This window comes from Actinokineospora auranticolor (assembly GCF_041897805.1).
Lineage (GTDB): Bacteria > Actinomycetota > Actinomycetes > Mycobacteriales > Pseudonocardiaceae > Actinokineospora > Actinokineospora auranticolor.
In genome coordinates this window covers 4,714,044-4,740,756 of the sequence record NZ_CP154825.1, presented here as the reverse complement: position 1 = coordinate 4,740,756, position 26,713 = coordinate 4,714,044, and the positions used below count along the sequence as shown (strand labels likewise).

Sequence of the window (26,713 nt, the reverse complement as noted above, 5' to 3'; positions counted from 1 at the left end):
TGATGAGCAGCCTCCTAGCGGGTGCTTTCAGTGGACCCCGACCCGGTGGACGGGGCGTCGAGCAGGGCGCTGGGGGCCAGGACGCCGGTGGCGACCTCGCTCGCGACCGCGGACAGCCTGCGCTGGTTCGCGCGGGCGTACTCCCGCAGTGCGGTGTAGGACTCGTGCATGCCGAGCCCGGCCACCTGGGCGAGTACGCCTTTGGCCTGTTCGACGACCGTGCGGTGGTGCAGGGCCGCTTGGAGCTGTTCGAACACGATCGCCTCGTGGCGGATCGCCCGCTGCTGCAGGATGCCGATGGTGGCGACGTCGGCCAGTGCCTGACCCAGCGTGACACTGGGCTCGTCGATGGCCCCCGGCGCGGTGCTCAGCAGCGTCAGCGCCCCGATGACGTCATCGCGCAGCCGCATGGGTACCGCGCACGCGGCCCGGAATCCCGCGGCTACCGCGGCCGGGGCGAACTCCGGCCAGCGTCCGCTGTCGTCGGTGAGGTCCGCGCTGGCCACCACGACACCGCCGCGCACGCAGTCCAGGCACGGTCCCTGCCTGGTCTGGGCGGAGAACACCTCGACCAGGTGCGCGTGTTCGGAGGAGCCGGCGGCCGGACGCCACCCCCCGCGCTGGTCGGACAGGATAACCCCGGCGGCGTCCACAGCGAGCAGGTCCACCGCGCGCTCGGTGAGCAGTCCGAGGAAGTCCAGCACGTCGAAGTCCGCGACCAGGGTGTCGGCCAGTGTCACGAAGGTGCTCGCGAGCTGCTGATCTCGGGCGATGCTCATCCAGTCGACCTTTCCTCACCACGCATTATGGCCCGTCCTCGCCCTCGGTGAACCGCAACGTGCGGGCCACGACCTGGCGCGCGACCTCGGCCAGCGGCACCCCGCTGGAGAACGCGTGCGCCCGCAACCGCAACAGCGCCACTTCGGTGGTCGACCCGAGTTGCACCTGGACCATCCCCGCGGCCTGGTGCAACTCCAGGTGCGGGTCGGCCAACCAGCTCAGGTCGTGCACGTCGTGGCCGTCCAGGTCGGCCACCACCCCCTGGGTCGCCAGGTCGGCCAGTACCAGCGCGTCGGCCATCTCCACCCTGCCCAGCGGACCCGTCTCGTCGCGGTAGAGGTCCAGGGAACCCAACCGGACCACGCCGACCTGCAACGGGAAGGAGAACACCGCCGCCGCGCCCAGCTCGCACGCCGCCGGGGTGAACGCGGGCCACCGCGCGCCCTCGGCCGCCAGGTCCGCCACCAGCACCGGACCACCCGAGGCGAACGCGTCCAGGCACGGCCCCTCGTTGACGGTCAGTTGGAGGTCCTCCAACCCGGCACTGACCGGGTTCGTCGCGTAGACCAAGCCGCGTTCCATGCCGGCACTCTCGTCACCCGGTAGGTGGCTCACCACGGTCGCACCCGCCCCCGAGATCGACAGCTCCGCCACGCACAACTCGCAGACCAGGCTCACCACCGACGCGGACTGGTCCGCTCGGCGCGCGGTCAGCAAGGTCCGCAACCGCCGGAACCGGTCTTCCACCATGAGCCCTCCGCTCGACCCGCTCCAACCTTACGCGGCGCGCGTGCCGCGGGCGCCGCGCAGGGCGGTGAACCGGGGACGCCCGTGCTCTGCGGCCGGAGCGTCGTGCGCGATCGCCGCCATGGGGCTACCCTCGGGGCCTCTCGTCGGTATGTGCCCAGATCCCGCACTGACGGCGATCTCTTCACACCTCCGGCCGCCCACACGGCGTTCGGAAGGTCAGGAGCTGATCGTGGAATCGAATCTCCTCCCCTTTCTGCTCCCCGATGAGATCGAGGCCCGTCGCGGCAGCGGTACGCTTCCCAGGCGGAAGCGGTCGAAGACCGTCTCGCAGGTAGCGCCCCGCGAAGGGGCGTTCGGCGGCAGCGCCCTGCTCCGCCTCACGATCACCTGGCAAACCGGTGCGAGCGGCGCGGAAATGCACATCCAGATCTCCGGTGCGTTGGACACCACCGCCGCACCGACCCTGGCCGAAGCACTCGCACGCGCGCAGATCGACCTGCGTGCGGTGCCGAGCGCGACCGGGCTCGTCCTCGACCTGCGCACCGTGTCATCCCTCGACGGGGCAGGCGCGAACGTCATCGCCCGCGCTTACGCCACCTTCGCCGCCTGCGGGACCAGCCTGCGGTTGGTCGCCGACAGCGCCGCGGTGACCAGACCACTGGCGCTGACAGGCTTGGACCGCATATTCGACCTGTACCGCGCACCGCATCCCGAACCCGGTGATTCCCCGGCGCATGCGGCGAGTCCTGGGACACAGCGGCCGTAGGGCGAACTCGACGGGCCACTTGTCACGGGGCAGTGCGACGCCATGGCCACATCGAGGTCACCCTCCAACCTCGGAGGGCGTCCAGTGTGGACTGTCCACGCCGCGACCGATCCGTCCCGCGATGCCCGCGGGGCGGGTTCGGGTGTCGCGTGGATCAGGTTCGAGCGGGCGGGTTGTGCGTCCTTGTGGGCGGTGCGGTCGAGGTCAGCCGGGCGCAGGCGGTACACCTGTAGTTCCGGGTCGACGTACTTGCGGGTCTCGCCGACCCGGTGCGTGCCGTTGCGCCGCGGGAGCACCAGTGGGCGGGGTGTCCCGACCCGGTCCCGCCCGATCATGGTGATACGACGAGCCTGTGCTCGGTCCGGTTCCAGGTGTCGGGGTTGACGGAGACGTGCCGCACCGGTATCCCGGACGCGGCCATGTCGGCGACCAGGGGGACTCGATCGCCGAGTCGCTGGAGGGCGGCCACCCCAGGCCCTGTCGACAGAGCCCCGCGCGCCGTCAGCGGGTTTCACCGTCCACCGGCATCCGGTTCGCGTTGTCGGGTCGTCCCTGGCGCTGGTCCGGTTCGGTGTCATCTCGGTCGTACCGCTTCCGGGTCCGCTGTGGAATGGTTCTCCGTGAGCGGCGCGACCTGGTCGGTCCGCACTCCCGGCCCCCCGGTGGCGTGCGCGCGGAGGTCGTCGCCCGAGTCGGCCGGGGATGCGGCGAATCGCGCAGCGGGTTCGTCGGTGAAGCGGAACTCGACGGTCGTGGGCAGGTCGCCGAGGTCGAGAACCCGGCACAGGCGGGGCACCCCCCGGGTGGCCAGCGCGCGCCGGATCGCGGCGGGCTCGGCGTCCTGCTCGGTGCTGATCACCAGCACGAGGGTCGGGTTGTCGCGGGTCCCGGCGAGGGTGCCGCGTGCGGTGTGCACCCCGGGATAGGTCTCGGCCTCGGCGAGCAGCGGTCCGACGGCCGTGCTCGCGGACAGGTCGGTGCGACCGGTGTCGGTGTCGAACCGCCAGGTGTGGGTCTTCGGCTTGCGGATCACCTGGGCGACGAGCCAGCGGATGGCGAGCAGACCGAGGACGACTCCGCAGGCCGCGGTGGTGTACCAGACCCACGTCGGCGCAGTCGCGGAACCGGGGACGAGGTGGCCCTCCGGCGGCAGCACGTCCAGCACCGCGAACCGGGTGGCCAGGGCGAACCCGCCCGCGGCGAGCAGCAGCAGGCCGGTGGCCGCCAGCAGGGCGCGGTTGAGCCTCGACGGCCGCTCGTGGCCGCTCACCGCCCCCGCCTCCGGATCCGGACGCCCACCGCGGGGCGGCCTGCCTGCCCGATCCGGTCGAGCCGGTCCTCGATGGCCGCGCGCACGGCGTCGGCGAGCCCGTCGGTGATGGCGCGGTGGGTCGTGGCGGTCGCGGTGACCGCGCGGCCGGTGAGCAGGAGCCGGACGGAGGCCACGCCGTCCACCGACGACGCGGCGGAGCGCAGGACGCGTCGCACGCTCTTGCGCGTCGCGCCGGAACGCACCGCGCGGTCGATGCGCGGGTCGTCGTCGCGCAGCGGTAGGACGGTGGGGGTGCCGGGCAGCAGCGCGCAGAGCAGGAGACCCGCGCCCACCAGCACGCACACCGAGGCGGCGGCGACGACGGCGGGATCGGTCCACCGCGCGGCGCGCAACGCGCCGAGCACGGCGCCGGGGTCGACCAACGGGGTCCACCCGACGACCCGCTGCACCGCCACTGTCGTGACCAGCGCACAAGCGGAGAGGACGACCAAGGCCACGAGGACCGCGGGTGCGCCGCGCCGGGGGAACCTCGTCATCGGACTCTCCCGGTCGTGGCTGCTTGGGGGTGCAGGGCGGTGACGGTGATCTCGACCCTGGACACGATCAGTCCGGTGAGCGCGCGGACCCGCCCGCTCAAGTGGTGGCGCACATCCTCGGCGACGCGGCGCACCGGCATCGGATAGGTCATCGACAACCGCACGTCGAGCGCGACGGTCGCGCCGTTGACAGTCGCCTCGACCTGGACGTCCCGCCCGGCGCGCTCCGCACCGACGGGTACACCGAACAGGCGGTGGGCCGACCCGCCGACGCCGCGGGCCTCGGTGGCCGCTCGTGCGGCGATCCGCGCCACGACGCCGTTGGCGATGGTGAGGCTCCCCCGCTCGCTCGCGGTGGTCGACGATCCTGGTGCCCGCGGTTGGACCGGGGGAGCGGTGCCCACGGCGCTCACGACCGACCACGGCCGGTCAGCGCGGACACGTCGAGCTTGCCGTCGAGCACCCTGCCGACGACGAACCCCGCCGCGCCGAGCACCAGGACGAGGATGAAGGCGCCGAATCCGCCGAACGCGGCGGCGAAGCCGAGCGCGATGCCTGCGAGCACGCCGGTGGTGGTCGAGTTCACGTTGTCGTCCTCGCTGTGGTGGCCCTCGTATCCCGCTGCGGAGTGCCGGGCTCGGGTTGCCGCGGCGGCCCGAGTGCCGCGGCCCGCCAAGAGGTGGCACGGGGTCGGGGAAGCGCCACGTCACCGATCCACACGTGCAGCGCGGGGAGGGCCGGGCCGACCGCTGCGCGGACGGCCGCCCGGACCGCCGAGTCGACCTCGGCGACGGTGGCCGGGTACCGCGCGACCACGCCCACGGTGATCTCGGCGGTCCGCACCCGGACCCCGGCGATCCGATGCCCGGGGAGGTAGGTGGCGATCTCGCCGTACCGCCCGCGGTGCGGGCCCGCCACCTGCGGCAGGGCGCGCACCGCGGCGGCGATGACGGTCGCCTCGATCTCCGGGCTCACTGCACCCGGACGACGGTGGCGCCCGCACCCTCGTCGTCGTCCGGGATGTGCACGTCGGTGACGGCGACGTTGACCTCCACGACCTCCAACCCGGTCATCTGCTCCACCGCGCCGATGACGTTGCGGCGGACCGACCTGGCCAGGTCCGCGATGGACACCCCGTACTCGACGAGGATGTTCAGGTCGACAGCGGCCTGCCGCTCACCGACCTCGACCGAGACGCCCTGACCCGCCGAGGCCGTCGCGCCGGGGATGCGCTCCCGCAGCGCGCTCAGCGCTCGAGCCGCGCCGCCGCCGAGCGCGTGCACACCGGCGACCTCACGCGTGGCCAGTCCCGCGATCTTCTGGACCACGGTGTCGGCGATGGTGGTTGTTCCCCTGTCCGGTGCGCGCGTGTCCGCTTGGCGGGGGACGACCTCGGCGTTGGTGTTCTGGGTTTGTGGCTTCGACGCGGGGGTGACGGGATTCGTCACGGTGGTCTCCTCGATCGTGCGCTAGGTGTGCGATGGCGCCAGGCAAAAGCAATCGGGAGCGGCCGCTGCGACAGCGGAAGCGCTTGGAGCGGACCCCCGAGGGGAACGGGCGGATCCGCGTGGCGGACGCGAAGCGCCGACTCCCCGGAACCCGGTGTCGCCTGGGTCCTGGGCGGCTGCTGTGGTCTTCGGATGCCCTGCCACGCCTTCCCTAAACCACAACCACCGGTGCCGGTCGTGGTCGAGGGGAGGCGAGGGCACCCTGGGTGGGCCCAGCCGATGAGAAGTCCGATGTGGACGATCGCCGGGGTCGGCGAACCGCGCCGGCGGGTCCTCCGGTATGGATGGGCCGTCGGTCGCGGAAGCGGGCTCGATGACGGCGGGCGGTGCGACGGCGAGCCGCGACACCGGGCGCCGCGGCCTTTCCGGAGAAGCGGAGCAGGTCGACCGGGAAGGGCGGCACCAGGGCGCTGTTCTTCCCGGCGGACACGTCGACCACGGTCTGGAGGAGGCGGGGTTGCGGAGCGCCCGGGGGCGTCCATGGCTCGAACCCCGCCTTTCGTCAGCCCCAGTACAGGGGGCTGGCACCGTGGCGGTGCCGCGCGTGCTGTGGCGCGGTGCGCGCTTTCAGGTCGTCGAGCTGACGGCGCAGGTTGTCGCGGACCTCGATCAACGCGGCTGTGCGTGTCCGCTGCGAACTGGTGGCCACCAGCCGTGGCCGTCCGGCGAGCCTGCACTGCAGAGTGGTGGCCTGCCCCGGGAGGTCTCGATCCTTGGTCGACAGCTCCAGTTCGACCGTCGAGACGTCGTACGCGCCCAGGGCGTGGTCCAGCGAGGACAGGCGCTTGACGATGCCGGGGCGTTCAGCGGCGGTGAACCCGTTGCCGAGGCGGAGCCGCGCGCTGATGGTGGCGGGGACGTGTGCGCCGAGCACGGTGTGTCCGCTGTGGACGATGTCCGGGGAGCGGGGGTGGGTCATCGGGTTCCCTTCGTCGGTCGTCGAGCGGTGCTGACCGGCAGGTGTTCGCGCGCAACCGCGGGGGAGCGCGGACATCCGGCGCCCGGGGCCGTCCGGGTGATCCGGCAGGCGGTGGTTTGTCCCCGGTGTTTGACTTGACCCCATAGTGGGCTTCGTGACGTGCGCGGTCACGGCCCAACCAGGCCGAGTTGACCGCTGATCGGTTTCCGCAACCGGGCAACGTCGCCGCCGCACCTGGGGCTCGACGAAGGAGATGATCGCAGTGCCGATCGATCCGAGGGCAGGTGGTGCGCGTGGTCCCGGTTCGGTGTCCGAGGTCGACGTGGCGGGGCTGACCGGCGCGGCCGTGGCGCAGTCAGGCGGCCTGGACGCCGCCCTGCTCGGCGACTACGTCTCGGCGTTGACCCGCGTCAGCGCCACCCGAACGGCGTTGAACCGGACGGAACTGGAGGGCTACCGCCGCCTCGGCGGCGAGGCGGCGGACGCCGGGGTGCCCCTGCCTGCCCTGATCGACCTCTACCTGTCGGTCACCTGGCGGCTGTGGCGGTACCTGCCCGCCGTCACCGCGGCGGTGCCCACCCTCGCCCTGGTGCAGGCGGTGGGTGAAACGGTGATGCGCGCCGCGGGCGAGGCGGTCACCGCGGTGAGCGACGGCCACCAGATGGCTAGGCAGGCGGTGATCCGCAGGCAGGAGGCCGCCCGGCGGGAGTTCATCGACGACCTGCTGACCGGCAGCTCCGACGTCTCCGGGCTGCTCGCCCGCGCCGCCGGGTTCGGGCTCGACCTCACCGGACCGCACACGGTCGTCCTCGCCCGCGCGAGCACGGCGTTCACCGAAGGCAGCGCCCAGCTCAACCGGGTCGAGAGTGCCTTGAGCGGGCGCGGCTCGCCACCGGCGCTCGTGGCGAGCAAAGACGGACTGCTCGTCGTCGTCGGGACCGTCAACGCCGCGGACGCCGTCGGCCGGATCGTCGCGGCCATGCGCGGTGTGCTCGGTCCTCGTGCCACGACGATGAAAGGCGGGGCGTGGCAGATCGGCGTCGGTCGCGTCCGCCCCGGCCCGGTGGGGGTGCTGCTCGCCTACGAGGAAGCCCGCGACGCGCTCACCCTGGCCGGGCTCCTGCGGATGGACACCCCGGTCGTCGCGGCCGTCGACCTGCTCGTCTACCGGGTCCTGCTCCGTGACCGGACCGCCATCGCCGATCTCATCCTCACCACTCTCGGCCCGCTCGCGGATGCCCGGGGCGGCGCGGCGATACTGCTCGGCACCTTGGACGCCTACCTCGACGCGGGCGGCAACACCGCCGAGACCGCACGCAGACTGCACCTGTCGGTGCGGGCGGTCACCTACCGGCTGGCCCGCATCCGCGAGTTCACCGGACTGGAGCCTGCCGACACCGGTGTCCGCATCACCCTGCATGTCGCCGTCCTCGGCGCCCGGCTGCTCGACTGGCCCGCAACCGCGCTGCCCACACCATCCTGATTCCGCGGCACTCGCACGCCGAGGGAGACCGCGGGGGGCAGGCGGGCCATCGGTCAGGCCGGGTCGTGCCGGTACCCGTCGGGCACGCCGTCGCCGGCGCGAGCGGCGTTGCCCACGCATCGCCGCCTCGCGTTCAGCCGGTCGGGGACTTCAGACTTCCGCGACTCCGATCGGGTCCCGGTCCACGTGCCGCAGGTACGCGGCGAGCGGGGCCGCGATCAGTGCCGCCGCGACGGCGAACACCGGTGTCAGCGCGGCCGACGTGATCGGGGAGGCGGGATCGGCGTGCGCGCCGAACCACTGGTCGACGGCGATGCTCAGGCATTCCAGCACGTACATCGCCAGCATCGACCCGGTGACCAGCAGACCCCATGGCCCGCGGCGCAGCGCGACGACGGCGGCGGTCACCACCTCGACGGCCGGTTGCCCGCGCAGCGTGCCCACCAGCGCGCCGAGTCCGGCGAGGGCGAGGACCACGATGGTGAGCGCGCCGCTGAAGCGGGCCAGTTTCCGGGTCAGCGGCGTGTCCACCGGCCGGTCACGGCGACCAGGTGGTGCACCCGGCCGATCTCGGTGTCCGCGGCGGTCGCGACGACCACGCCGCGTCCGCCGCCGGAGGTCACCAGGGTGCCCGCGTGGGCCATGTTCGTCCGGTCGGCCGGTTCGGTCGCCGCGGGCAGGTCGAGCGGGTCCTTCGCCGCCGGTCGGGACTCGCCGGTGAGGGCGGATTCGTCGATCCGCAGCTCGCGGGTGTACACCAGCCGCAGGTCGGCGGGCACGCGGTCGCCCTCGTCGAGCAGCACCAGGTCACCGATCACCAGGTTGGTCGAGGCGACCTCGGTGGCGACTCCGTCGCGGATCGCGGTGGCCTTGGTCCGCGTCGCCGCGGCCAGCGCGTCGAGAGCCCGCTCGGCGCGGCCCTCCTGCAGGAAGCCGATCAGGGCGTTGACCACCACGACGCCCAGGATCACGCTCGCGTCCACGATGCCGCCGAGCAGGCCGGTCGCCAGGGCGGAGCCGAGCAGGACGTAGATCAGGGGGTGGTGCACCTGACCCGCCACCCGGACCAGCGCACCGCGTCGGCGGGGTGGCGGCAGCTCGTTGGGGCCGGAGTGGTCGAGCCGGGCCCGCGCCTCCTGGACCGACAGCCCGCGGTCGAGGTCCGCGCCGGTCGCCTTGCGGCTGTCGTCGACTGACCTGGCGTGGGCGACGGTCACCGGCGTCGGCCGGTCATCGCGCGGCGGTGACGTGGACCACGACCAGCGGGCAGGACGCGTGGTGGATAAGGGCCTGGCTGGTGGAGCCGTGCAGCATGCCGGTGAACCCGCCGTGGTCGCGGCAGCCGACCACCAGCAGTTGGGCGTTCTCGGCGTTGTCCAGCAGACTGCGCACCGGTCGGTCGCGGCTGACGACCTGGCGCGCGGTCACCGCCGGGTACTTCTCCCGCCACGCCGCCAGTTGCTGGGCCAGTACCTCGCCTTCGCGGTTCTCCATGGCGTCCCAGTCCACAGCGGACTGGTGGGCGTAGGTGTGGGCGGTGATCGAGGCGAAGTCGGTCCAGGCGTGCACGGCGACCAGGTCCGCGCCGCGGGAGGCCGCCTGCTCGAAGGCCACCGCCAGCGCGGGCTCGCTGGTGGGCGTGCCGTCGACCCCGACCACCACGGGACCGGTCGAGGGAGGCGCCCCGTCCTCGGTCCGGCCGCGGATCACCGCGACCGGGCACTTCCCGCGCGCGGTGAGCGCGACGGCGGTCGACCCGATCAAGATGCCGCTGAACCCGCCCAACCCCCGGGAGCCGAGCACGACCAGGCACGCCTTGGCGGACTCTTCCACCAGTGCGGGCACCGCGTCGGAGGTCCTGCGCGGCGTGGGCGGCAGAAACCGAACCGTCGACACCGGCGACCACCGGCAGGCGGGACATGAGGTCGTTCATCGGGGAACTCCTGTTCGTCGTGGTACGGGGCCAACGGTGCTGAAGGGCCGCGCGCGCCGCCGCAGCCCGCGACCGCGCGGGGGGACGACCCGCGGTGCGACGGGCCCGGCTGCGCGGTAGAAGGACCGCTTGCCGATCTCGATCAGGACGAGGTAGCCCACCACCATGGCCGCCAGGGCGGCGTAGAAGGCCAGGGGCAACGGACGGAAGCCCAGGGCACCGGCCAGGGGTGTCGCGGGCAGCAGCGCACCGATGACGACCACGCCGAGCGCGGCCAGGGTCAGCGGCAGGCTGGGGTGGCTGCGGAAGAACGGGACGGTCCTGGTCCGGATCGCGAAGATCACCAGCGCCTGCGTGGCCAGCGACTCGACGAACCAGCCGGTGTGGAACTGCTCGGGCCCGGCGTGCAGGACCCAGAGCATCAGGCCGAAGGTGGCGAAGTCGAACACCGAGCTGAGCGGGCCGAAGCGCAGCATGAACCGGCGGATGAACGCGATGTCCCAGTGCGCCGGTCTGCGCAGCTGTTCGGCGTCGACGTTGTCGGTGGGGATGGCGAGCTGGCTGGTGTCGTAGAGCAGGTTGTTGAGCAGGATCTGCGACGGGAGCATCGGCAGGAACGGCAGGAACAACGATGCCCCGGCGGCGGAAGCCATGTTGCCGAAGTTGCTGGAGGTGCCCATCAGGACGTACTTGATGGTGTTGGCGAAGATGCGCCTGCCCTCCACGACGCCGTCGGCGAGCACGCCGAGGTCCTTGTCGAGCAGGATGACGTCGGCGGCGTCCTTGGCGACGTCGGTGGCCGAGTCGACCGAGATGCCCACGTCGGCGGCGTGCAGGGCGAGCGCGTCGTTGACCCCGTCGCCGAGGAACGCCACAGCGCCCGCGCCGTGGCGCTGGACCCGCACGATCCTGGCCTTGTGCTCCGGGCCGACGCGGGCGAACACCGTGGTGTCGGGGATGGCGGCGGCGAGGGCTTCGTCGTCGAGGGCATCGATGTCGGTACCGGTGAGCGCGCCCCCCGTGGCCAGTCGGAGGTCGCGGCAGACCTTGACGGCCACCGCGGCGTTGTCGCCGGTGACGACCTTCACCGCGACGCCGAGATCGGCCAGGCGGCGCAGTGCGGTCTCGGCGTCGGGCTTGGGCGGGTCGAGGAAGACCAGGAAGCCGCTCAGGCGCAGGTCCCGTTCGTCCGCGGCGGTGACTGTCGACAGGTCATCGGCGGGCCGTGTGGCTACGGCGACAACCCGGTTGCCCGCGGCGAACTCGGCGGCCAGCGCGGTCCGCGCCCCGGACGGCACGTCCACGCAGCGGTCCAGGACGGCTTCGGGAGCGCCCTTGGTGATCAGGGTTGACGAACCCGACGGAGCGCGGGTGAGCACGGACACCATGCGGCGGTCGTGGTCGAAGGGCAACACCGCCGTCGGCTCCCGCACCGCCGAGACCGCACCCAGCCCCGTCGCGGCGGGCGAGGACCACATGGCCTGGTCCAACGGGCTGCCGCCACTGGCTCGCGCGGACGCCTCGGTGCACCGCAGGCCCCACCGCAGGACCTCGTCCGGGGTGTCGACGGCCGCGGGGACGGCGCGCATGTACTGGACCCGGCCCTGGGTGAGGGTTCCGGTCTTGTCGGTGAACAGCACGTCGACGTTGCCCAGGTCCTCGATGCAGACCAGCCGCTTCACCAGGACCCGGCGGCGGCTCATCCGGCGCGACCCGGCGGCGAGGCTGGTGGAGACCACGGCAGGCAACAGTTGCGGGGTGATGCCGACCGCGATCGCCAGGGAGAACAGCAGCGCGTCCAGGAACGGCTTGTCCAGCAGGAGGTTCGCCGCGAAGATCGCCGCGGTGAGCGACCCGGCGACGTAGACCAGCAGCATGGAGAACTCGCGCAGGCCGATCTGGAACTCGGTGTCGAGCGGGTGGGTGTCGAGTCCCGCCGCGATCGAGCCGAACCGGGTGCGGGCGCCGGTGGCGACCACGACGCCGACACCCGAGCCCGCCCTGACCACCGTGCCCATCAACGCCGCGCTGGACAGCTCCGCCAATGGGGTGTTTGGCGGCACCGGGCCGGTGGACTTGTCCACGGCCAGTGCTTCGCCGGTCAGAACGGACTCGTCGCACTCCAGACCGGTGGCCGACAGCAGCCGCAGGTCCGCCGGGACGATGTCGCCGAGGCGCAGCTCCAGCACATCGCCGGGCACGAGCACGGTGACGTCCACCCGCGACCGGGTGCCCTCGCGGATCACGGTGGTCTCGTGGCGGATTCGGGAGTGCAGGGCCTCGGCGGCCTTCTCGGCGCGGTACTCGTTGGCGAAGCCCAGCCCCACCGACACGACCACGATCGCGGCGATGATGACCGCGTCACCGCGCTGCCCGAACAGGGCGGACGCCAAGGCCGCCGCCAGCAACAGCCCGAGCAGCGGGGAGCGGAGTTGGTGCCAGAGCACCGGCAACAGCCTGGCGCGGTGCGAGGACACCGCGTTGAGCCCCCACCGGGCCTGCTCTTGGACAACGTCGGCCCGGGTGCGGCCCTGATCGGCGGTGACGCCGAGATCCCGCAGGACCTCCGCCGTGGAGCGGGCCGCCGCGGTCACCACCTCGGTCGCCGATCCGCTCCGCCGGTCCACCTCGTCGGTCTTCGCCGCGGTCATCGGAGTGTCTCGTTCGGCACCGGGACCGGACGCGGAGCGCGTGTCTCCTGGGCGCTCAGGAGGTCTTCCCCGGCGGTGATCACGAAGGTTCGCATCACCGATCCAGATGGAGTGCCACGGGTGTCGGCGCGCGCGGACCGGTTGTGCTCCAGGCCGAGGGCGCCGCCTGGGAAGCGAGGCCATTCGACCAGTTCGTCGTCGAGCAGGCGCGGCTTCAGGCTCGCCGACTCGGCATCGGTGACCAGGACCCGCACGTCAGTTCCCGGACCGCAGGGTCCACCCGGCGATCGCCGGGTCGTCCTCGCCGTGCTCCCGGGTGTGCCTGCGGGCCGCGACCCGGTTGTCGACCATCGCCTGGCGCAGCCCGGCGGCGCTCTCACCCAATCCGGGGACGCGATCGATGACGTCCATGACCAGGTGGAACCGGTCGAGGTCGTTGAGCATGACGTTGTCGAACGGGGTGGTCGTGGCGCCCTCCTCCTGGTAGCCGCGCACGTGCAGGTTGCGGTGGTTGGTGCGGCGGTAGGTGAGCAGGTGGATCAGCGACGGGTAGCCGTGGAAGGCGAAGACCACCGGCTTGTCGGTGGTGAAGATCGCGTCGAAGTCCACATCGGACAGCCCGCGCGGGTGCTCGGTCTCCGACTGCAGTCGCATCAGGTCGACCACGTTGACCACCCGCACCCGCAGGGCGGGCAGGTGGGTGCGCAGCAGGTCCGCGGCCGCCACGGCCTCCAGCGTGGGTACGTCCCCCGCGCACGCGAGCACGACGTCCGGTTCGCCGTGGCCGGTGCCCGCCCACGGCCAGATGCCCAGCCCTCGCGCGCAGTGCGCGATGGCGGCGTCGATGTCCAGGTAGGTCAGCGCGGGTTGCTTGCCCGCGACGATGACGTTGACGTAGTCCTTGCTGCGCAGGCAGTGGTCGGTCACCGACAGCAGCGTGTTGGCGTCCGGCGGCAGGTAGACGCGGACGATCTCCGCCTTCTTGTTCACCACGTGGTCGATGAACCCCGGGTCCTGGTGGGAGAATCCGTTGTGGTCTTGGCGCCACACGTGCGAGGACAACAGGTAGTTCAACGAGGCGATCGGCGCCCGCCAGGGGATGCCGCGGCTGGTCTTGAGCCATTTGGCGTGCTGGTTGAGCATCGAGTCGACGATGTGGATGAACGCCTCGTAGCAGTTGAACAACCCGTGCCTGCCGGTGAGCAGGTAGCCCTCCAGCCAGCCCTGGCACAGGTGCTCGGAGAGCACCTCCATGACCCGCCCGTCCGGCGCGAGGTGGTCGTCACCGGCCACCGTGATCGCGTTCCACGCGCGGTTGGTCGTCTCGAGCACCGCGTCGAGGCGGTTGGACGCCGTCTCGTCCGGACCCATGATCCGGAACCGGTCGGTGTTGGCGGCGACGACCTCGCGCAGGAACCCGCCCAGCACGCGGGTCGCCTCGCTGGATTCGACCGCGGGACGACCGACCGGCACGGCGTGGTCGCGGAAGTCCGGCATCGACAGCTCGCGCAACAGCCTGCCCCCGTTGGCGTGCGGGTTGGCGCTCATCCGCCTGGTGCCGGTCGGCGCCAGGGCGCGCAGGTGCGGCAGCAACCGCCCAGTGTCGTCGAACAGCTCCTCGGGGCGGTAGCCGCGCAGCCACTCCTCCAGCAGTGCGCGGTGCGCCGGATTCGCCCTTGTCCGCGACAGCGGAACCTGGTGGGCCCGGAACGTGCCCTCCACCTGGACGCCGTCGACCTTCTTCGGGCCGGTCCAGCCCTTCGGGGTGCGCAACACGATCATCGGCCACACCGGCCGGTCCGCGACCGCCCCGCCGCGGGCGGCGTGCTGGATGGCGGCGATGTCGCCGAGCACCTCCTCCAGCGTCGCGGCCAGCAGGCGGTGGACCTCGGCCGGGTCGTCGCCGGTGACGAAGTGCGGCTCGTAGCCGTAGCCGCGCATCAGCGCGGCGAGCTCGGCCGCGGGGACGCGGGCCAGCACCGCGGGATTGGCGATCTTGTAGCCGTTGAGGTGCAGCACCGGTAGCACCGCGCCGTCGGTCACCGGGTTGAGGAACTTGTTCGAGTGCCAGCTCGCCGCGAGCGGGCCGGTTTCCGCCTCCCCGTCTCCCACCACGCACAACGCGATGAGATCCGGGTTGTCGAACACCGCGCCGAACGCGTGCACCAGCGCGTAGCCGAGTTCCCCGCCTTCGTGGATCGAGCCCGGTGTGTCCGGCGCCACGTGGCTGGGGATGCCCCCGGGGAAGGAGAACTGGCGGAACAGCGCGCGCAAGCCATCCTCGTCCTCGCCGATGTCCGGGTACACCTCGCTGTAGGTGCCCTCCAGGTACGCGTTGGCCACCAGCGCCGGGCCACCGTGCCCCGGGCCGGTCACGTACAGGACGTTGAGGTCACGAGCGCGGATGAGCCGGTTCATGTGCGCGTACAACAGGTTCAGCCCTGGGGTGGTCCCCCAGTGCCCCAGCAACCGAGGTTTCACGTGTTCGGCCAGCAGCGGTTCCCGAAGCAGTGGATTGGCCAGCAGGTAGATCTGCCCGACCGAGAGGTAGTTGGCCGCGCGCCAATAAGCGTCGACCAGCGCCAAGTCCTGGTTCGTGGGATCGGCGACCGGCTCGCGGGCGGTGGTCAGCATGGCGGTGACTCCTCGGACTGGTGTGCTTGTGGCACCGTCCGGGGTCCTGGGGCGGTGGTGACGTAGAAGGTCAGAAGGTGTCGCGAGCAGCGGCTCGACCGCCCTCGTCCGCCCAGCGGTCGAGTTCCCCGTCCCGGAGCGGGGAACGCACCGGGACGGCGCCGAGCAGCCTGCCCGGGACGGCCGTCAGGACCGGGGGAGAGGTGTTGCCGGATCCGGCACGCACCACTCTGCCGACGAACGATGACCTCGACGAGGCGACGCGTGAGCCCGACATCGGGCAGGCTCCCGTCCCCGGTCGACGCGCGACCGGCAGTCAGAACGCCGAGGACGGCGCCCGCTTGACCGCGGTCGCACGAGGTGAACTCGACACAGCGGAGCCTACGCCCTCCAGGCCCGTGTGACGCCATGAGCCGGGGACGGTTCTCGCACGTGACGCGCACCGCGGGTGATGACGACAGCCCGCCAACGGCGGTCTCCAAGGCCATGTCCTTGGCCGCCTACCGTGCGTTGACCGCCATTCGAACATCCGACGAACGCGGGCTTCCGGCTCAAGCGAACGTGATCCACCAGCGCGGGCGCGGCAACGCTTGCCCGAGCGCCGGTCGCCTGCCCGCGGCGAAGTGGGGCGAAGATTCTCGGCGGAGGGGTGTAGTGTCGTGAGCACGTGCCCTGGACCCCGGTGTCACCTCGACCCGAGGACCGGTGAACGGCGCGTTTCGACGAGAAGCCCGTTGCCGTGCCCGGCGAGGGACTCGCGTTCTCCCGTCGGCAGGATTCGAACCGGTGATCGGCGGGGCTCCGCCACGTCTCGATCTGTCCGCGAAGGACTGTTGCGGCGATCGGGCCCGACCCTGCCTGACGAGGCCACCGGATCAGGCAACCGCGGCCCGTCGTGGCGGCACCGCCCACAGAGGACAGGACACACGTGGATCAGCTCAGCCTCGGCGTCATCGCCCGGTCCCGGAAGGAGGACGAACTCCGACTTCCCCTCCACCCGCGACACCTGGACAGGATCGATGCGGACCTGCGGGACCGTGTCTACCTCGAGCGCGGCTACGGGGAACGCTTCGGCGTCTTCGACGATCAACTCGCGGCGTCCGTCGCGGGGTTGCGCTCACGCGCGGAACTCATCGCGGAATGCGATGTCATCCTGCTGCCGAAGCCACTCGCCGCCGACGTCGCGCAGCTGCGGGAAGGACAGGTGCTGTGGGGCTGGCCGCACTGCGTCCAGGACGAGGAGCTCACCCAGCACGCCGTCGAACGACGGCTGACGCTCATCGCCTTCGAGGCGATGAACCACTGGAACTCCGACGGCTCGTTCGGCCTGCACGTCTTCCACAAGAACAACGAGCTCGCGGGCTACTGCTCGGTGTTGCACGCCATGCGGCTGCTCGGCTCGACCGGTGACTACGGGCGGCGGTTGCGCGCCGTCGTGTTGGGGTTCGGGGCCACCGCACGAGGCGCCGTGACGGCCCTCAACGCGCTCGGGGTGCACGACGTCGACATCCTCACCAACCGCGGTGTCGCGGCCGTCAGCTCGCCGATCCACTCCGCGCGGATCATCCACTTCGACCACGGCGACACCGATTCCCGACGCGGGCACCACGCCGTCACCGCAGCGGGCCGCGTACCGCTGGCGGCATTCCTCGCCGAACACGACATCATCGTCAACTGCGTGCTCCAGGACACCGACACGCCATTGATGTTCCTCACCAACGACGACCTGCCCGTCCTGGCCCCCGGCACCCTGGTCGTCGACGTCTCCTGCGACACGGGTATGGGCTTCGAGTGGGCGCGCCCCACCTCGTTCGCACAACCGGACTTCCTTCTGGGAGACCACGTGCGCCACTACGGTGTGGACCACAGCCCGTCCTACCTGTGGAACTCCGCGACCTGGGAGATCAGCGAAGCGCTCCTCCCGCACCTGCGCCCGGTGCTCACCGGCGCCTGGGACTCCAACGAGACCATCCGACGTGCCATCGAGATCCGCGGGGGAACCATCCTGAACCCCCGCGTCCTCTCGTTCCAACACCGATCATCGGAGTACCCCCATGCCCGCCTCTGAACCGAGGACCGCCCTGCTGGAGGCCGCTGTCGACAGCTGTGCCGTGTGCCCCCACCCGTGGCGCGACCACGACCCCATCGGCGTTCGCTACTGCACCGCCACCGAGGCTTCCGCGCTGTCCCGGGACTGCGTCTGCCGGTGACGCGCGACACCGGTCGCCTGTCCTGGTCGAACGTGTTGCCACGGGAGGTGAGCCGGATTCCAGGCGGTGGTTCGGTGATCGAGGGAGGTCTTGCCCGCGCTGCGCCCGCTCCTCAGGGACGACGAGACGATACCGGCACGTGTCACCGACTCGGGGCCCTGTGCGGTGCCAAACCGGGGCAGGGTGCCCTGCCCCAAGATCGTCGTGTCCCGCATGGCGGCCTCGATCGGGCGTTTGCGGCACGCTGAGGTCATCACGCCGGCGTTCGGATCCCTGCGCTGGTCGAGAACTCGGGTCGTTGATCGGTGGTCTTTGGCTGTCGACTGTCGTGCGGGCTCCTGGCCGGGAAGTGGCGGCTACCGAAACCGCCAGGTCGTCCTCCGATCAGCGAGGAGATCGCTGCCCACCTGATCCGTGACCGCGACGCCAGTTCACCCACCGGCCACTCATCACCAGCGGCCACCAACAGCCAGGGCCGGTCGTGACCGTGGCCACGTCAGAGATCGTGCTGTGGTGGCTTGTCCTGTTCGGACGGCGCGAGCGCCTCGTTGAGAGCGCGTGCTTCTTGGAGCTGGTCCTCCAGGCTGACGATGCGACACGCGGCTTCCACGCCGGCGCCTTGGTCGACGAGTTCGCGGGCGCGCCCCGCGATGCGCAGTTGGTGACGGGAGTAGCGGCGGTGTCCGCCGGCAGAGCGCTGCGGCTCGATCAGCCCCGCCTCGTCCAGGCTGCGCAGGAACCCCGGTGTGGTTCCCAGCATCTCCGCGGCTCTGCCCATCGTGTAGGCCGGGTAGTGGTCGTCGTCGAAGTTGTCTGCCGCTGCCCGCGGCTGCTCTCTGTCCTCGCGCACTGCACCTCCGCATCACGAGGGGCCCGGTGCCGCAACGGCACCGGGCCCCAAGGGTTATGGGTTGACTTCGATCGACCGGTCAGGAAAACGACCGGTCAGGTACGCGTCACCCGCGCAAGCTGCGGACAACGCGAGAATCGTTTGTACGTAACCGGAAACCACCACCCCATCTGACTCGAGTGCGGTACCCGCCTTGAGCGCTTCACTCCTCGGCGGGAAATCCGATGGCGCGCAACCCTTCCCTTCTCCTCTGATTCGCGCCTTGTTCACCGGACTCTTGACTTGCCTGCGCTTGCCCGGTCGGCGAAGGCTCTCATCCGCGTTCAGACACCTGTGCTGGTCGAAAACTCGGTCGCCAGCCTGAGCTGCTGTTGTGTGATGTTCGTTGATTGGTGGTCTGTGGCTGTTCGACTGTTGTACCGATTCCTGGTTCAGGTGCTCGTGGCCAGGAAGTGGCGTCAACCGAAACCGCTGAACCGTCCGCCGATCAGCGACGAGGTCGTCGCTCTGGTCGTCCGTTTGGCGAGGGAGAACTCGACCTGGGGGTGGTCCGGATCCTGGCGAGCTGCGTCGGCTCGGGCATCGTCTCGCCGCTTCGACCATCCGCCGGATCCTGCGCGCCCGTCGTGTTCCGCCGCCCTCTGACCGCGGTGACGCGTGGCGCGCGTTCCTGCTTGCCCAAGCCGATGGTCTTCCCGCGATCGACTTCTTCCACGTCGACACCATCACACTCAGCGCCTCTACGCGGCATTCGTCATCGAACACCACACCCGCCGCGTCCACCTACTCGGCGTCACCGACCACCCGAACGGGACCTGGGCGACCCAACTGGCCCGCGACTTCGCAGCGCAGCTCGATGACGCTGGGCATCGCTTCACCCATCTGGTCCGTGATCGGGACGCCAAGTTCACCGCGGCCTTCGACGCGGTATTCGCCTCGATCGGCATCCATGTGGTCCTCACCGCGCCGCAAGCACCACGGATGAACGCTTTGCCGAACGCTGGATCGGGTCATTGCGACGCGAATGCACCGACCGGCTACTCATCATCGACCGCCGCCACCTCAGCACGTACTGGACGCATACGTCGAGCACCGCAACACCCACCGTAGCCACCAAGGCCACGGCATGAACCCACGAGCCCCCGACGACGACCTGAAAGTGATCCCCTTGCCCGCCCAGACCGACCGGATCACACGTACACAACGACTCGCCGGACTGCTCAACCACTACCAACCAGCCGCCTGAATCCGCAGCTCACGGCCGGTGACAGCATTTTCGACCAGCACACGCCCTGCTCGGCGCGCAGATCGGGTACCTGATCGGCCGCCGGGGTGGGTCCGCCCTGCTGGCGCGGTCGCGCAACCGACACCTGCACAACGGCGTCGGGCGGAGCAAGCGGTTCCTGGAGTCCTACGGGCACCGGAAGGCGATCGTGCTGGCCCGGTTCGTCCCGGTCGTGCGGACGGTGCTGAACCCGCTGGCCGGGCTCACCGGGGTACCGGCCGGGGTGTTCGCGCTGTGGCAGGTCCTCGGCGGGCTGCTGTGGACGGTCGGCGTCACGGTCGCGGGCTACCTGCTGGGCAGCACGATCCCGAACGTTGACACTTACCTGCTGCCGATCACCGCTGCCATCGTCGTGCTGTCCCTGCTGCCGGTCGCCGCCCGGCTGGTGCGGTCGAGGAGCCGCGCGTGACCGGCGCGCTGTTGGGGTTTGCCGAACGCACCCCGTGGTTGCACACGATCGTGTCTGCCTACACGAACGGCGCGTTGTTCCTGCTCGCCATCGTGATGGTGGTGGCGTGGTGGCGGGCCCGGCGCCGGTCGCCGGTGGTGGCCGCGACGGCGCTGTGGGCACCGGTGGCGGTCCTGCTGGCGTACGGGGTGAGCAATCTGGTGAAGGTGCTGGTGCGCGAACCCCGACCGTGTCAGGTGCTGCACGTGGTCACCGTCGCGCCGTGCGATTACGTCACCGACTACGCCCTGCCCAGCAACCACGCCACCGTCGCCGCGGCGGCCGCGGTGGGGATCCTGCTCACCGACCGCGCGCAGGGCCTGACCGCCACCGCCCTCACCCTGCTGGTCGGCGTCTCCCGCGTCTACCTGGGCGCGCACTACCCGCACGACGTCCTCATCGGATTCCTGGTCGGCGCCGCGATCGGCGCGACCGGCCTGTGGGCCCACCGCCTGCTGGTCGACAGGGTGCCCCCCGTGCTCATCACCACCCGCTCCCATCCGGCGTCCGTGCCGTCCACACCGAGGGAACGCCCGTGAACACCGACCACCAAGGCCGCTTGCCGCTCAACAAGGTCCCGGAAGCCACCGTCTACTTCTGGGTCATCAAGGTGCTGTGCACGACCGGGGGGAGTCGGCCGCGGACTCCTGAACGTGAACCTTGGGTTCGGCCTTGGCGGCACCTCGGTCGCCACCGGGGTCCTGCTGCTGGTCGTGCCGCAGCGCGGTCTTCGGCGCGGGCATCGTGGGAGTCGTCGTCCTGCTGGCGGTCACCAAGGCCTACACGACCTCCCGCGTGCGGGAAACCGAGAGCCGCGGCGGGCTCTGGCAGATGGTAGCCGTGGTCGCCGTCGTGCTCGCTGTTGGTGTGACCGGCTACTACGTGCGCCCTGGCCTGGCACCCGTGAGTCCACATCGGAGCGTAGAGGACAGCGGGGATCGCTTCCGTGGAAGCGAGTTCGCGCGCTGTCCCGATTGACACCTATGGGCGAATTCGCGGCCGCGCGCGGCCGAACCGGTTATCGTTCCGGGTCGCGGATCGCGCCGACTATCCCCATCGGGGGCTGGGAAATTCGCGAACTTGTACGGCGGCCAGGTGGCCACCAGTATTGTCCTGCGCTCGACCGGTTACCCCGAAAATCGGGCACACATGGCGTTTTGGCGCGTACGGAACATCCAGGAGACGGGTATGCGAGGAACGGCCGCTGTGTCGTCGAAACTTCCCCGGATCACGCTGATCTTCTGGGTCATGAAGATCGCCGCGACCACGCTGGGCGAGACCGGCGGCGACCTGATCGCGCAGACGCTCAACGTGGGTTACCTGATCAGTTTCCTGGTCCTGATCGGGATCTTCGTCATCACCCTGGTGTGCCAGTTGAGCGTGCGGACGTTCCAGCCGGTGCTGTACTGGACGGTGATCCTGTCCACCAGCATGGCGGGCACCACGCTGTCCGACTTCATGGACCGCACCCTGGACCTGGGCTACGCGCTGGGCGCGAGCGTGCTGGTGACGGCGTTGCTGATCGTCTTCGCCGTGTGGAAGCTCAGCGGGCACTCGTTCAACGTGGTCGACATCAACACCTTCGGTGGCGAACTGCTCTACTGGATCGCGATCCTGATCTCGAACACGCTGGGCACGGCGTTCGGCGACTTCCTCTCCGACGACTCCGGCCTCGGCTACGGCGGCAGCGCGGTCCTGGTCGCGAGCATGATCGGCGTGCTGGCACTCGCGATGCGGTACACCCCGATCTCCAACGTCCTGCTGTTCTGGGTCGCGTTCGTGCTGACCCGCCCGCTGGGCGCGACCGCGGGCGACCTGTTCAGCAAGCCGGTGGCGAAAGGCGGCCTCGGCTACGGGACCTACAGCTCGTCGATCGTGCTGCTCGCGTTGCTGGTCGGTCTGATCGTCTTCAGCTACCGGCAGCGCGCCCGGGTGGTGGACACCACCGAGGTCGAGTCCCTCGACGCCGCGGCGAACCTCGTGGTCGGGATGGCGGGCAGCAGGCACGCGGAACTCGACGAAGCCGGTGTGCTGCCCCGTCCCGGCGAGCACCGCGACAACCCCGACAAGTCGGCGGCACCCGGCACCGGGTGACCACCTCGGGACGAGCCGCACCCCGGACAGCACGTCCGATCTCGATCACTCTGAAAGCGCTGCGACCGGACGTCCGCCGCCCCGGCTTGCCCGCGGTCGCCAACGCCGTGATGCTGCTGGTCGCTGGGCGGCGGGGCTCCTCGTGGCCGCCGCCGCCATCACCCCGTCGGTGTCGCGTCGCAGGCCTTGGCGCGGGTCAGCAACAGGTCGCGTTCACGGTTGTTGTCGGTCAGCGCCGCGGCCCGTTCGAACTCGGCGCGGGCCTCATCCGGCCGCGCGAGCTTGACGAGCAGGTCGGCGCGGACCGCGGGCAGCAGGTGGTACCGGGCCAGCGCCTTCGTCTCGACCAAGGCGTCCACCAGCGCCAGCGCGGCGGCAGGTCCGTCCGCCATGGACACCGCGACGGCGCGGTTCAGTTCGATCACCGGGGATGGCGCCACCTGTGCCAGCACGCCGTACAGGTCGGCGATCCGGCCCCAGTCGGTGTCGTCGGCGGTGTGGGCGCGGGCGTGGCAGGCGGCGATGGCGGCTTGCACCGCGTACTTCCCGGTCTCCCCGCCCAGCTCGACGGCTCGGTCCAGTGCGGACAGTCCACGTCCGATCAGCAGACGGTCCCAGCGGGTGCGGTCCTGGTCGAGGAGGGTGACGATCTCGCCCGTGGCGTCGGTGCGGGACCGCAGCCGGGAGGCCTGCAGTTCCATCAGCGCGAGCAGCCCGTGCGCCTCCGGCTCGTGTGGTGCCAGCGCCGCCAGGATCCGGCCCAGGCGCATCGCCTCGTCGCAGAGGGCGGGGCGGAGCAGGTCGGGGCCCGCGGTGGCCGAGTAGCCCTCGTTGAACAGGAGGTAGACCACGCCGAGGACCGAGGCCAGGCGGGGGGAGAGTTCGGCGCCGGTGGGGACCTCGAACGGCACCCGCGCGTCGGCGAGGGTCTTCTTGGCCCGGACGATCCGCTGGGCCATCGTCGGGGTGGGGACCAGGAACGCGCGGGCGATCTCCTCCGTGCGCAGCCCGGCCAGCATCTTCAACGTCAGCGCCGCGCGGGCGGGTGGGGTGAGGACGGGGTGGCAGGCGGTGAACATCAACCGCAGGACGTCGTCCTCGACGTCGAGATCGAGCTCGACGGTCGCCAGGTCGCGACCCAGCTCCGCGACTTTGCTCGCCAGCCGTACCTCGCGCCGCAGGCCGTCCACCGCCCGACGCTTGGCCACCGCCATGAGCCAGGCGCCGGGGTTGTCCGGTATGCCGGACGCGGGCCACTGTTCGAGCGCGGCGACCAGCGCGTCCTGCGCCAGGTCCTCCGCCCGGCCGACGTCGCGGACCACCCGGGCCAGGCCCGCGATGAGTCGCGCCGCCTCGATCCGCCAGACCGCCTCCACCGCCCGGTTGGCGGGCGGGTCGGCGGGTGGCGGATCGGCGGCTGGCACGTCGTGGACCCAACCGCACCGGGCGGACGGGCGCAACCAGCCGGTGATCACGTTCGCGCGCGGCGACCGAGCGGGAACCCGATCACCGGCCCGGGCTCAGTTCCCGCCCTGCTCGGCGCGCCACTTGGCCACGTTGGCCCGACCCAGTTCGCCGACGCCGTCGGCCTGGGCCAGCACCTCCTCGGACACCTCGCCGAAGTCGGCGGCCTCGAAGATCGGCCGGATCTCGACCTCGCCGACCCCGCCGGGCATCAGGTTGGGTGAGCGCTTGACCCACTCGACGGCCTCCTCGAGCGAGGCCACCTCCAGGATCGAGTACCCGGCGATCAGCTCCTTGGTCTCGGCGAACGGCCCGTCGACCACCGTCCGGTCGTCACCGTCGAAGTGCACCCGGACACCCCGGGAACTGGGGTGCAGCCCGTCCGCGGCGACCAGCACGCCCGCCTTGACGACCTCCTCGTTGTACCGGCCCATCGCCTCCAGCGCCTCCATGCTCGGCAGCTGCCCGGCCTCGGACTCGACGGTCGCCTTGCCCAGCACCATGACCCGCATCGCTTGCCTCCTGCTCGTCCGGGGCCCCGGGCCGTCCGCCCGGGTCACGACCCCGCTCCACCCGGGCGTCGAACGGGACTGCCCCGTTTCGACATCGTCCCCGGACGCTTTTCAAGATTTTCTCGGGGCCGCCGACTTGACCCTGACGCCGGGTCAACCCGCCATCCTCCTGGTAGCCGACCGAACGGCTCCACAGAGGAGGAACAGTGACGACCGACCCGCCGATCCGGGTACGAGGCCTGGCGAAGTCCTACGGCCCGGTGGAGGTGCTGCGCGGTGTCGACTTCGACGTGGCGCGGGGCAGCGTCTTCGCGCTGCTCGGCGCCAACGGGGCGGGCAAGACCACGACCGTGCGGATCCTCGCCACGCTCCTGCGGGCCGACGCGGGCACGGCGACCGTCAACGGCTTCGACGTCGCCACGCGGGCCGCAGGCGTCCGCGAGTCCATCAGCCTCACCGGGCAGTTCGCCGCCGTCGACGACATCCTCAGCGGCCAGGAGAACCTCGTCCTCGTCGCCAGGCTCCGCCACCTCGACGACCCGGGCGCGGTCGCGGACGACCTGCTGGCGCGCTTCTCCCTGACCGACGCGGCCGAACGCCGGGTATCGACCTATTCGGGCGGTATGCGCAGGCGCCTGGACATCGCGATGAGCCTGGTCGGCGACCCGCCGGTGATCTTCCTCGACGAACCGACGGCCGGGCTCGACCCCGAGGGGCGCGTCGAGGTGTGGCGGACCGTCGAGGAACTCGCCGAGCACGGCACCACGGTGCTGCTGACCACCCAGTACCTGGAGGAGGCCGAACGGCTGGCCGACCTGATCGCGATCCTGCACGAGGGTCGGATCATCGCGCACGGCACCTTGACCGACCTGCGGCGGCTCTTCCCGCCGCCCACCACCGAGTACGTCGAGAAGCAGCCCACCCTGGAGGACGTCTTCCTGGCGATCGTCGGCGGCGCGAAGGAACGGGGATGACCGTGCACCTCCTCCACGACACCGCCGTGCTCACCGCGCGGACCCTGCGCCACGTCACCCGCAGCGTGGACACCATCATCACCACCGCGGTGACACCCGTCGCCATGATGCTGATGTTCGTCTACGTCTTCGGCGGCGCCATCGACACCGGCCGGACCCGGTACGTCGACTACCTGCTGCCAGGCATCCTGCTCATCACCGTGGCATCCGGCGTCGCCTACACCGCGCTCCGGCTCGTCGTGGACCGCGAGAGCGGGATCTTCGAGCGGTTCCGATCCATGCCGATCGCGCGGTCGGGAGTGCTGTGGGCGCACGTGCTGACGTCGGTGGTCGCCAACGCGATCTCGCTCGCGGTCGTCGTGGGCGTGGCGCTGCTGATGGGTTTCCGCTCCGGCGCCGGGGTGGGGGCCTGGCTGGCGGTGGCGGGCATCCTGCTGCTGTTCACCCTGGCGCTGACCTGGATCGCCGTCATCCCCGGCCTCACCGCGACGTCCGTCGAGGGCGCGGGCGCGTTCTCCTACCCGCTGATCTTCCTGCCGTTCCTCAGTTCGGCCTTCGTGCCCACCGCGACGATGCCCGGCCCGGTGCGCTGGTTCGCCGAGCACCAGCCGGTGACGCCGATCGTCACCGCCCTCCGCGACCTGCTCGCCGAGCGGCCGGTCGGCGGCGCCATCTGGACCGCCCTCGGGTGGTGCGCGGGCACCCTCGCGGTGGCGTACGCCTTCGCGGTCGCCGCCTACCGCCGTCGGATCGGCTGAGGCAGGCTGGGAACCATGCTCACCATCGGCCGGTTGGCCGCGCACGCCGGGGTGACCGTGCGGGCGGTGCGGCACTACCACCGGATCGGCCTGCTGCCCGAACCCGCGCGCGACCACTCCGGCTACCGCGCCTACGACGCGGCCGCGGTCGTGCGGCTCATCCGGATCCGCACCCTGGCCGACGCGGGCGTGCCGCTGGCCAGGGTGCGGGAACTCCTCGACGCCGACCCGGCGGAGTTCGCCCGTGCGGTCGCGCAGATCGACACCCGGCTGCGCGCCGAGGTCCGGCGGCTCCAGGACACCCGTCGGCGCCTCGCCGGGCTCGCCGCAGGTGAACACCTGGCGCTGCCGCCCAGCGTCGTGCGCTACCTCGACCGGCTGCGCGGGCTCGGCGTCGGGGAGCGGTACATCGCGATGGAGCGGGACGCCTGGATCCTGGTCGCCGCCCAGGTGCCGCACCTGATCGACGCCGTGATGGCGGACAAGCACGAGCGGTTGGACGACCCGGACGTGGTGCGGCTCTACGGCTTCCTCCAAGGCGACCTGGACGCCCCCGCCGACGATCCGCGGATCGTCGAGATCGCCGACGTCCTGGAACGCCTGATGGCCCGCGCCACCCAGGCGGGCGAGACCGCGGACGGCTTCGACGACCGGTTCGTCGACCTGCTGGACACGGCCATGATCGAGTCCGCCCCGGGCGCCGCACGGGTACTGGCCATCCTGGAACAACGCGGCTGGCGCGGCTGGACCCGAGTCACACGGGTGCCCGCCGACTGACTCGGCGACCCGCTCGGACCCCGGCAGGCTGACCGCTCTGGCGCCGAGGCGTCGCGCGGCAGGAGTCCGACGCGGAACGGCGCCCACCGAGAGCCGGTGCCTCAAGAC

At 71.3% G+C, this 26,713-nt stretch carries 29 protein-coding genes; 10 read left to right on the top strand and 19 right to left on the bottom strand.

Annotated elements, in window-relative coordinates; translation table 11 throughout:
* Positions 1 to 14 precede the first annotated feature (14 nt).
* Entirely contained in the window at positions 15 to 779 is a 765-nt protein-coding gene (locus V5P93_RS20920; protein ID WP_104481510.1) for a GAF and ANTAR domain-containing protein, read from the bottom strand.
* A gap of 25 nt (positions 780 to 804) precedes the next feature.
* Positions 805 to 1,530, bottom strand: a complete 726-nt coding sequence (locus V5P93_RS20915) for a GAF and ANTAR domain-containing protein (protein WP_104481511.1) — start codon at positions 1,528 to 1,530, stop codon at positions 805 to 807.
* A gap of 229 nt (positions 1,531 to 1,759) precedes the next feature.
* On the opposite strand from V5P93_RS20915, the gene V5P93_RS20910 reads away from it, so the two are divergent.
* Positions 1,760 to 2,296, top strand: a complete 537-nt coding sequence (locus tag V5P93_RS20910; RefSeq protein ID WP_181043734.1) for an STAS domain-containing protein — start codon at positions 1,760 to 1,762, stop codon at positions 2,294 to 2,296.
* Positions 2,297 to 2,870: 574 nt separating this feature from the next.
* Here V5P93_RS20910 and V5P93_RS20905 read toward each other — a convergent pair.
* The 7 genes from V5P93_RS20905 to V5P93_RS20875 all read right to left on the bottom strand — a co-directional run bounded on the left by V5P93_RS20905 (position 2,871) and on the right by V5P93_RS20875 (position 6,532).
* A complete protein-coding gene (locus tag V5P93_RS20905; RefSeq protein WP_342752303.1) occupies positions 2,871 to 3,566 on the bottom strand; it encodes an alkaline shock response membrane anchor protein AmaP in 696 nt (231 codons plus the stop codon).
* Entirely contained in the window at positions 3,563 to 4,105 is a 543-nt protein-coding gene (locus V5P93_RS20900; RefSeq protein WP_104481512.1) for a DUF6286 domain-containing protein, read from the bottom strand. The genes V5P93_RS20905 and V5P93_RS20900 overlap by 4 nt, the downstream gene beginning before the upstream one ends.
* Positions 4,102 to 4,518, bottom strand: a complete 417-nt coding sequence (locus V5P93_RS20895) for an Asp23/Gls24 family envelope stress response protein (RefSeq protein ID WP_342752304.1) — start codon at positions 4,516 to 4,518, stop codon at positions 4,102 to 4,104. The genes V5P93_RS20900 and V5P93_RS20895 overlap by 4 nt, the downstream gene beginning before the upstream one ends.
* Entirely contained in the window at positions 4,515 to 4,691 is a 177-nt protein-coding gene (locus V5P93_RS20890) for a hypothetical protein (RefSeq protein ID WP_181043735.1), read from the bottom strand. The genes V5P93_RS20895 and V5P93_RS20890 overlap by 4 nt, the downstream gene beginning before the upstream one ends.
* Positions 4,688 to 5,080, bottom strand: coding sequence for a hypothetical protein (locus tag V5P93_RS20885; RefSeq protein WP_219824108.1), 393 nt, complete (start codon positions 5,078 to 5,080; stop codon positions 4,688 to 4,690). Before V5P93_RS20885 ends, V5P93_RS20890 begins: the two co-directional genes overlap by 4 nt.
* Positions 5,077 to 5,553: an Asp23/Gls24 family envelope stress response protein gene (locus V5P93_RS20880; RefSeq protein WP_104481513.1), complete on the bottom strand. Its 477-nt coding sequence runs from the start codon at positions 5,551 to 5,553 to the stop codon at positions 5,077 to 5,079. Before V5P93_RS20880 ends, V5P93_RS20885 begins: the two co-directional genes overlap by 4 nt.
* 562 nt (positions 5,554 to 6,115) lie before the next feature.
* A complete protein-coding gene (locus V5P93_RS20875; protein WP_104481514.1) occupies positions 6,116 to 6,532 on the bottom strand; it encodes a hypothetical protein in 417 nt (138 codons plus the stop codon).
* Positions 6,533 to 6,785: 253 nt separating this feature from the next.
* Here V5P93_RS20875 and V5P93_RS20870 point away from each other — a divergent pair, with 253 nt between their 5' ends.
* Positions 6,786 to 8,015, top strand: coding sequence for a helix-turn-helix domain-containing protein (locus V5P93_RS20870; protein WP_104481515.1), 1,230 nt, complete (start codon positions 6,786 to 6,788; stop codon positions 8,013 to 8,015).
* A 150-nt stretch (positions 8,016 to 8,165) separates the two neighbouring features.
* Here V5P93_RS20870 and V5P93_RS20865 read toward each other — a convergent pair whose 3' ends face one another.
* The 7 genes from V5P93_RS20865 to V5P93_RS20835 all read right to left on the bottom strand — a co-directional run bounded on the left by V5P93_RS20865 (position 8,166) and on the right by V5P93_RS20835 (position 15,510).
* On the bottom strand, positions 8,166 to 8,546 hold the full coding sequence (locus V5P93_RS20865; RefSeq protein ID WP_104481516.1) for a hypothetical protein: 381 nt from the start codon (positions 8,544 to 8,546) through the stop codon (positions 8,166 to 8,168).
* Positions 8,531 to 9,232, bottom strand: a complete 702-nt coding sequence (locus V5P93_RS20860; RefSeq protein WP_104481517.1) for an HAD-IC family P-type ATPase — start codon at positions 9,230 to 9,232, stop codon at positions 8,531 to 8,533. Before V5P93_RS20860 ends, V5P93_RS20865 begins: the two co-directional genes overlap by 16 nt.
* Before the next feature lie 13 nt (positions 9,233 to 9,245).
* A complete protein-coding gene (locus V5P93_RS20855) occupies positions 9,246 to 9,860 on the bottom strand; it encodes a universal stress protein (RefSeq protein ID WP_245931567.1) in 615 nt (204 codons plus the stop codon).
* Positions 9,861 to 9,944: 84 nt separating this feature from the next.
* Entirely contained in the window at positions 9,945 to 12,599 is a 2,655-nt protein-coding gene (gene mgtA / locus V5P93_RS20850; RefSeq protein ID WP_104481519.1) for a magnesium-translocating P-type ATPase, read from the bottom strand.
* Positions 12,596 to 12,853: a hypothetical protein gene (locus V5P93_RS20845; RefSeq protein ID WP_104481520.1), complete on the bottom strand. Its 258-nt coding sequence runs from the start codon at positions 12,851 to 12,853 to the stop codon at positions 12,596 to 12,598. Before V5P93_RS20845 ends, mgtA begins: the two co-directional genes overlap by 4 nt.
* Position 12,854: 1 nt before the next feature.
* Positions 12,855 to 15,233: a phosphoketolase gene (locus V5P93_RS20840; RefSeq protein WP_104481521.1), complete on the bottom strand. Its 2,379-nt coding sequence runs from the start codon at positions 15,231 to 15,233 to the stop codon at positions 12,855 to 12,857.
* Between the two features lie 70 nt (positions 15,234 to 15,303).
* On the bottom strand, positions 15,304 to 15,510 hold the full coding sequence (locus V5P93_RS20835) for a hypothetical protein (protein ID WP_146108244.1): 207 nt from the start codon (positions 15,508 to 15,510) through the stop codon (positions 15,304 to 15,306).
* A 651-nt stretch (positions 15,511 to 16,161) separates the two neighbouring features.
* Here V5P93_RS20835 and V5P93_RS20830 point away from each other — a divergent pair.
* Complete coding sequence (locus V5P93_RS20830) at positions 16,162 to 17,301, top strand: N(5)-(carboxyethyl)ornithine synthase (RefSeq protein ID WP_104481522.1); 1,140 nt, start codon at positions 16,162 to 16,164, stop codon at positions 17,299 to 17,301.
* The gene (locus V5P93_RS20825; RefSeq protein ID WP_181043736.1) at positions 17,288 to 17,443 is read left to right on the top strand and encodes an RGCVC family protein; all 156 of its coding nucleotides are present in this window, start codon (positions 17,288 to 17,290) and stop codon (positions 17,441 to 17,443) included. The genes V5P93_RS20830 and V5P93_RS20825 overlap by 14 nt, the downstream gene beginning before the upstream one ends.
* Before the next feature lie 496 nt (positions 17,444 to 17,939).
* Here V5P93_RS20825 and V5P93_RS20820 read toward each other — a convergent pair whose 3' ends face one another.
* Positions 17,940 to 18,293 carry a MerR family transcriptional regulator gene (locus tag V5P93_RS20820; RefSeq protein ID WP_374065053.1) on the bottom strand — a complete coding sequence of 118 codons (354 nt, stop codon included), beginning with the start codon at positions 18,291 to 18,293 and terminating at the stop codon, positions 17,940 to 17,942.
* Positions 18,294 to 19,585: 1,292 nt separating this feature from the next.
* On the opposite strand from V5P93_RS20820, the gene V5P93_RS20815 reads away from it, so the two are divergent.
* The 3 genes from V5P93_RS20815 to V5P93_RS20805 all read left to right on the top strand — a co-directional run bounded on the left by V5P93_RS20815 (position 19,586) and on the right by V5P93_RS20805 (position 22,120).
* Positions 19,586 to 19,987, top strand: a complete 402-nt coding sequence (locus V5P93_RS20815; RefSeq protein WP_104483009.1) for a VTT domain-containing protein — start codon at positions 19,586 to 19,588, stop codon at positions 19,985 to 19,987.
* On the top strand, positions 19,984 to 20,565 hold the full coding sequence (locus V5P93_RS20810) for a phosphatase PAP2 family protein (RefSeq protein ID WP_104483008.1): 582 nt from the start codon (positions 19,984 to 19,986) through the stop codon (positions 20,563 to 20,565). The genes V5P93_RS20815 and V5P93_RS20810 overlap by 4 nt, the downstream gene beginning before the upstream one ends.
* Before the next feature lie 649 nt (positions 20,566 to 21,214).
* The gene (locus V5P93_RS20805; protein ID WP_104483006.1) at positions 21,215 to 22,120 is read left to right on the top strand and encodes a hypothetical protein; all 906 of its coding nucleotides are present in this window, start codon (positions 21,215 to 21,217) and stop codon (positions 22,118 to 22,120) included.
* Between the two features lie 158 nt (positions 22,121 to 22,278).
* On the opposite strand, the gene V5P93_RS20800 is transcribed toward V5P93_RS20805, so the two are convergent.
* Positions 22,279 to 23,544 carry an RNA polymerase sigma factor gene (locus V5P93_RS20800; protein WP_104483014.1) on the bottom strand — a complete coding sequence of 422 codons (1,266 nt, stop codon included), beginning with the start codon at positions 23,542 to 23,544 and terminating at the stop codon, positions 22,279 to 22,281.
* 96 nt (positions 23,545 to 23,640) lie between these two features.
* Entirely contained in the window at positions 23,641 to 24,096 is a 456-nt protein-coding gene (locus tag V5P93_RS20795) for a YciI family protein (RefSeq protein ID WP_104483005.1), read from the bottom strand.
* Positions 24,097 to 24,302: 206 nt separating this feature from the next.
* Here V5P93_RS20795 and V5P93_RS20790 point away from each other — a divergent pair, with 206 nt between their 5' ends.
* From V5P93_RS20790 to V5P93_RS20780, 3 genes are read left to right on the top strand one after another with little or no spacing between them, the layout of a single operon-like run.
* Entirely contained in the window at positions 24,303 to 25,070 is a 768-nt protein-coding gene (locus V5P93_RS20790; protein WP_104483004.1) for an ABC transporter ATP-binding protein, read from the top strand.
* Positions 25,067 to 25,828: an ABC transporter permease gene (locus V5P93_RS20785; protein WP_104483003.1), complete on the top strand. Its 762-nt coding sequence runs from the start codon at positions 25,067 to 25,069 to the stop codon at positions 25,826 to 25,828. The genes V5P93_RS20790 and V5P93_RS20785 overlap by 4 nt, the downstream gene beginning before the upstream one ends.
* A 15-nt stretch (positions 25,829 to 25,843) precedes the next feature.
* On the top strand, positions 25,844 to 26,605 hold the full coding sequence (locus V5P93_RS20780; RefSeq protein WP_104483002.1) for a MerR family transcriptional regulator: 762 nt from the start codon (positions 25,844 to 25,846) through the stop codon (positions 26,603 to 26,605).
* Positions 26,606 to 26,713 lie beyond the last annotated feature (108 nt).

What these genes read in the sequence shown, in the direction of transcription:
- V5P93_RS20920 (WP_104481510.1), bottom strand. Translation starts at nt 779, where the DNA reads ATGAGCATCGCCCGAGATCAGCAGCTCGCGAGCACCTTCGTGACACTG.
- V5P93_RS20915 (WP_104481511.1), bottom strand. Translation starts at nt 1,530, where the DNA reads ATGGTGGAAGACCGGTTCCGGCGGTTGCGGACCTTGCTGACCGCGCGC.
- V5P93_RS20900 (WP_104481512.1), bottom strand. Translation starts at nt 4,105, where the DNA reads ATGACGAGGTTCCCCCGGCGCGGCGCACCCGCGGTCCTCGTGGCCTTG.
- V5P93_RS20875 (WP_104481514.1), bottom strand. Translation starts at nt 6,532, where the DNA reads ATGACCCACCCCCGCTCCCCGGACATCGTCCACAGCGGACACACCGTG.
- V5P93_RS20870 (WP_104481515.1), top strand. Translation starts at nt 6,786, where the DNA reads ATGATCGCAGTGCCGATCGATCCGAGGGCAGGTGGTGCGCGTGGTCCC.
- mgtA (WP_104481519.1), bottom strand. Translation starts at nt 12,599, where the DNA reads ATGACCGCGGCGAAGACCGACGAGGTGGACCGGCGGAGCGGATCGGCG.
- V5P93_RS20840 (WP_104481521.1), bottom strand. Translation starts at nt 15,233, where the DNA reads ATGCTGACCACCGCCCGCGAGCCGGTCGCCGATCCCACGAACCAGGAC.
- V5P93_RS20835 (WP_146108244.1), bottom strand. Translation starts at nt 15,510, where the DNA reads ATGTCGGGCTCACGCGTCGCCTCGTCGAGGTCATCGTTCGTCGGCAGA.
- V5P93_RS20825 (WP_181043736.1), top strand. Translation starts at nt 17,288, where the DNA reads ATGCCCGCCTCTGAACCGAGGACCGCCCTGCTGGAGGCCGCTGTCGAC.
- V5P93_RS20805 (WP_104483006.1), top strand. Translation starts at nt 21,215, where the DNA reads ATGCGAGGAACGGCCGCTGTGTCGTCGAAACTTCCCCGGATCACGCTG.
- V5P93_RS20795 (WP_104483005.1), bottom strand. Translation starts at nt 24,096, where the DNA reads ATGCGGGTCATGGTGCTGGGCAAGGCGACCGTCGAGTCCGAGGCCGGG.
- V5P93_RS20785 (WP_104483003.1), top strand. Translation starts at nt 25,067, where the DNA reads ATGACCGTGCACCTCCTCCACGACACCGCCGTGCTCACCGCGCGGACC.
- V5P93_RS20780 (WP_104483002.1), top strand. Translation starts at nt 25,844, where the DNA reads ATGCTCACCATCGGCCGGTTGGCCGCGCACGCCGGGGTGACCGTGCGG.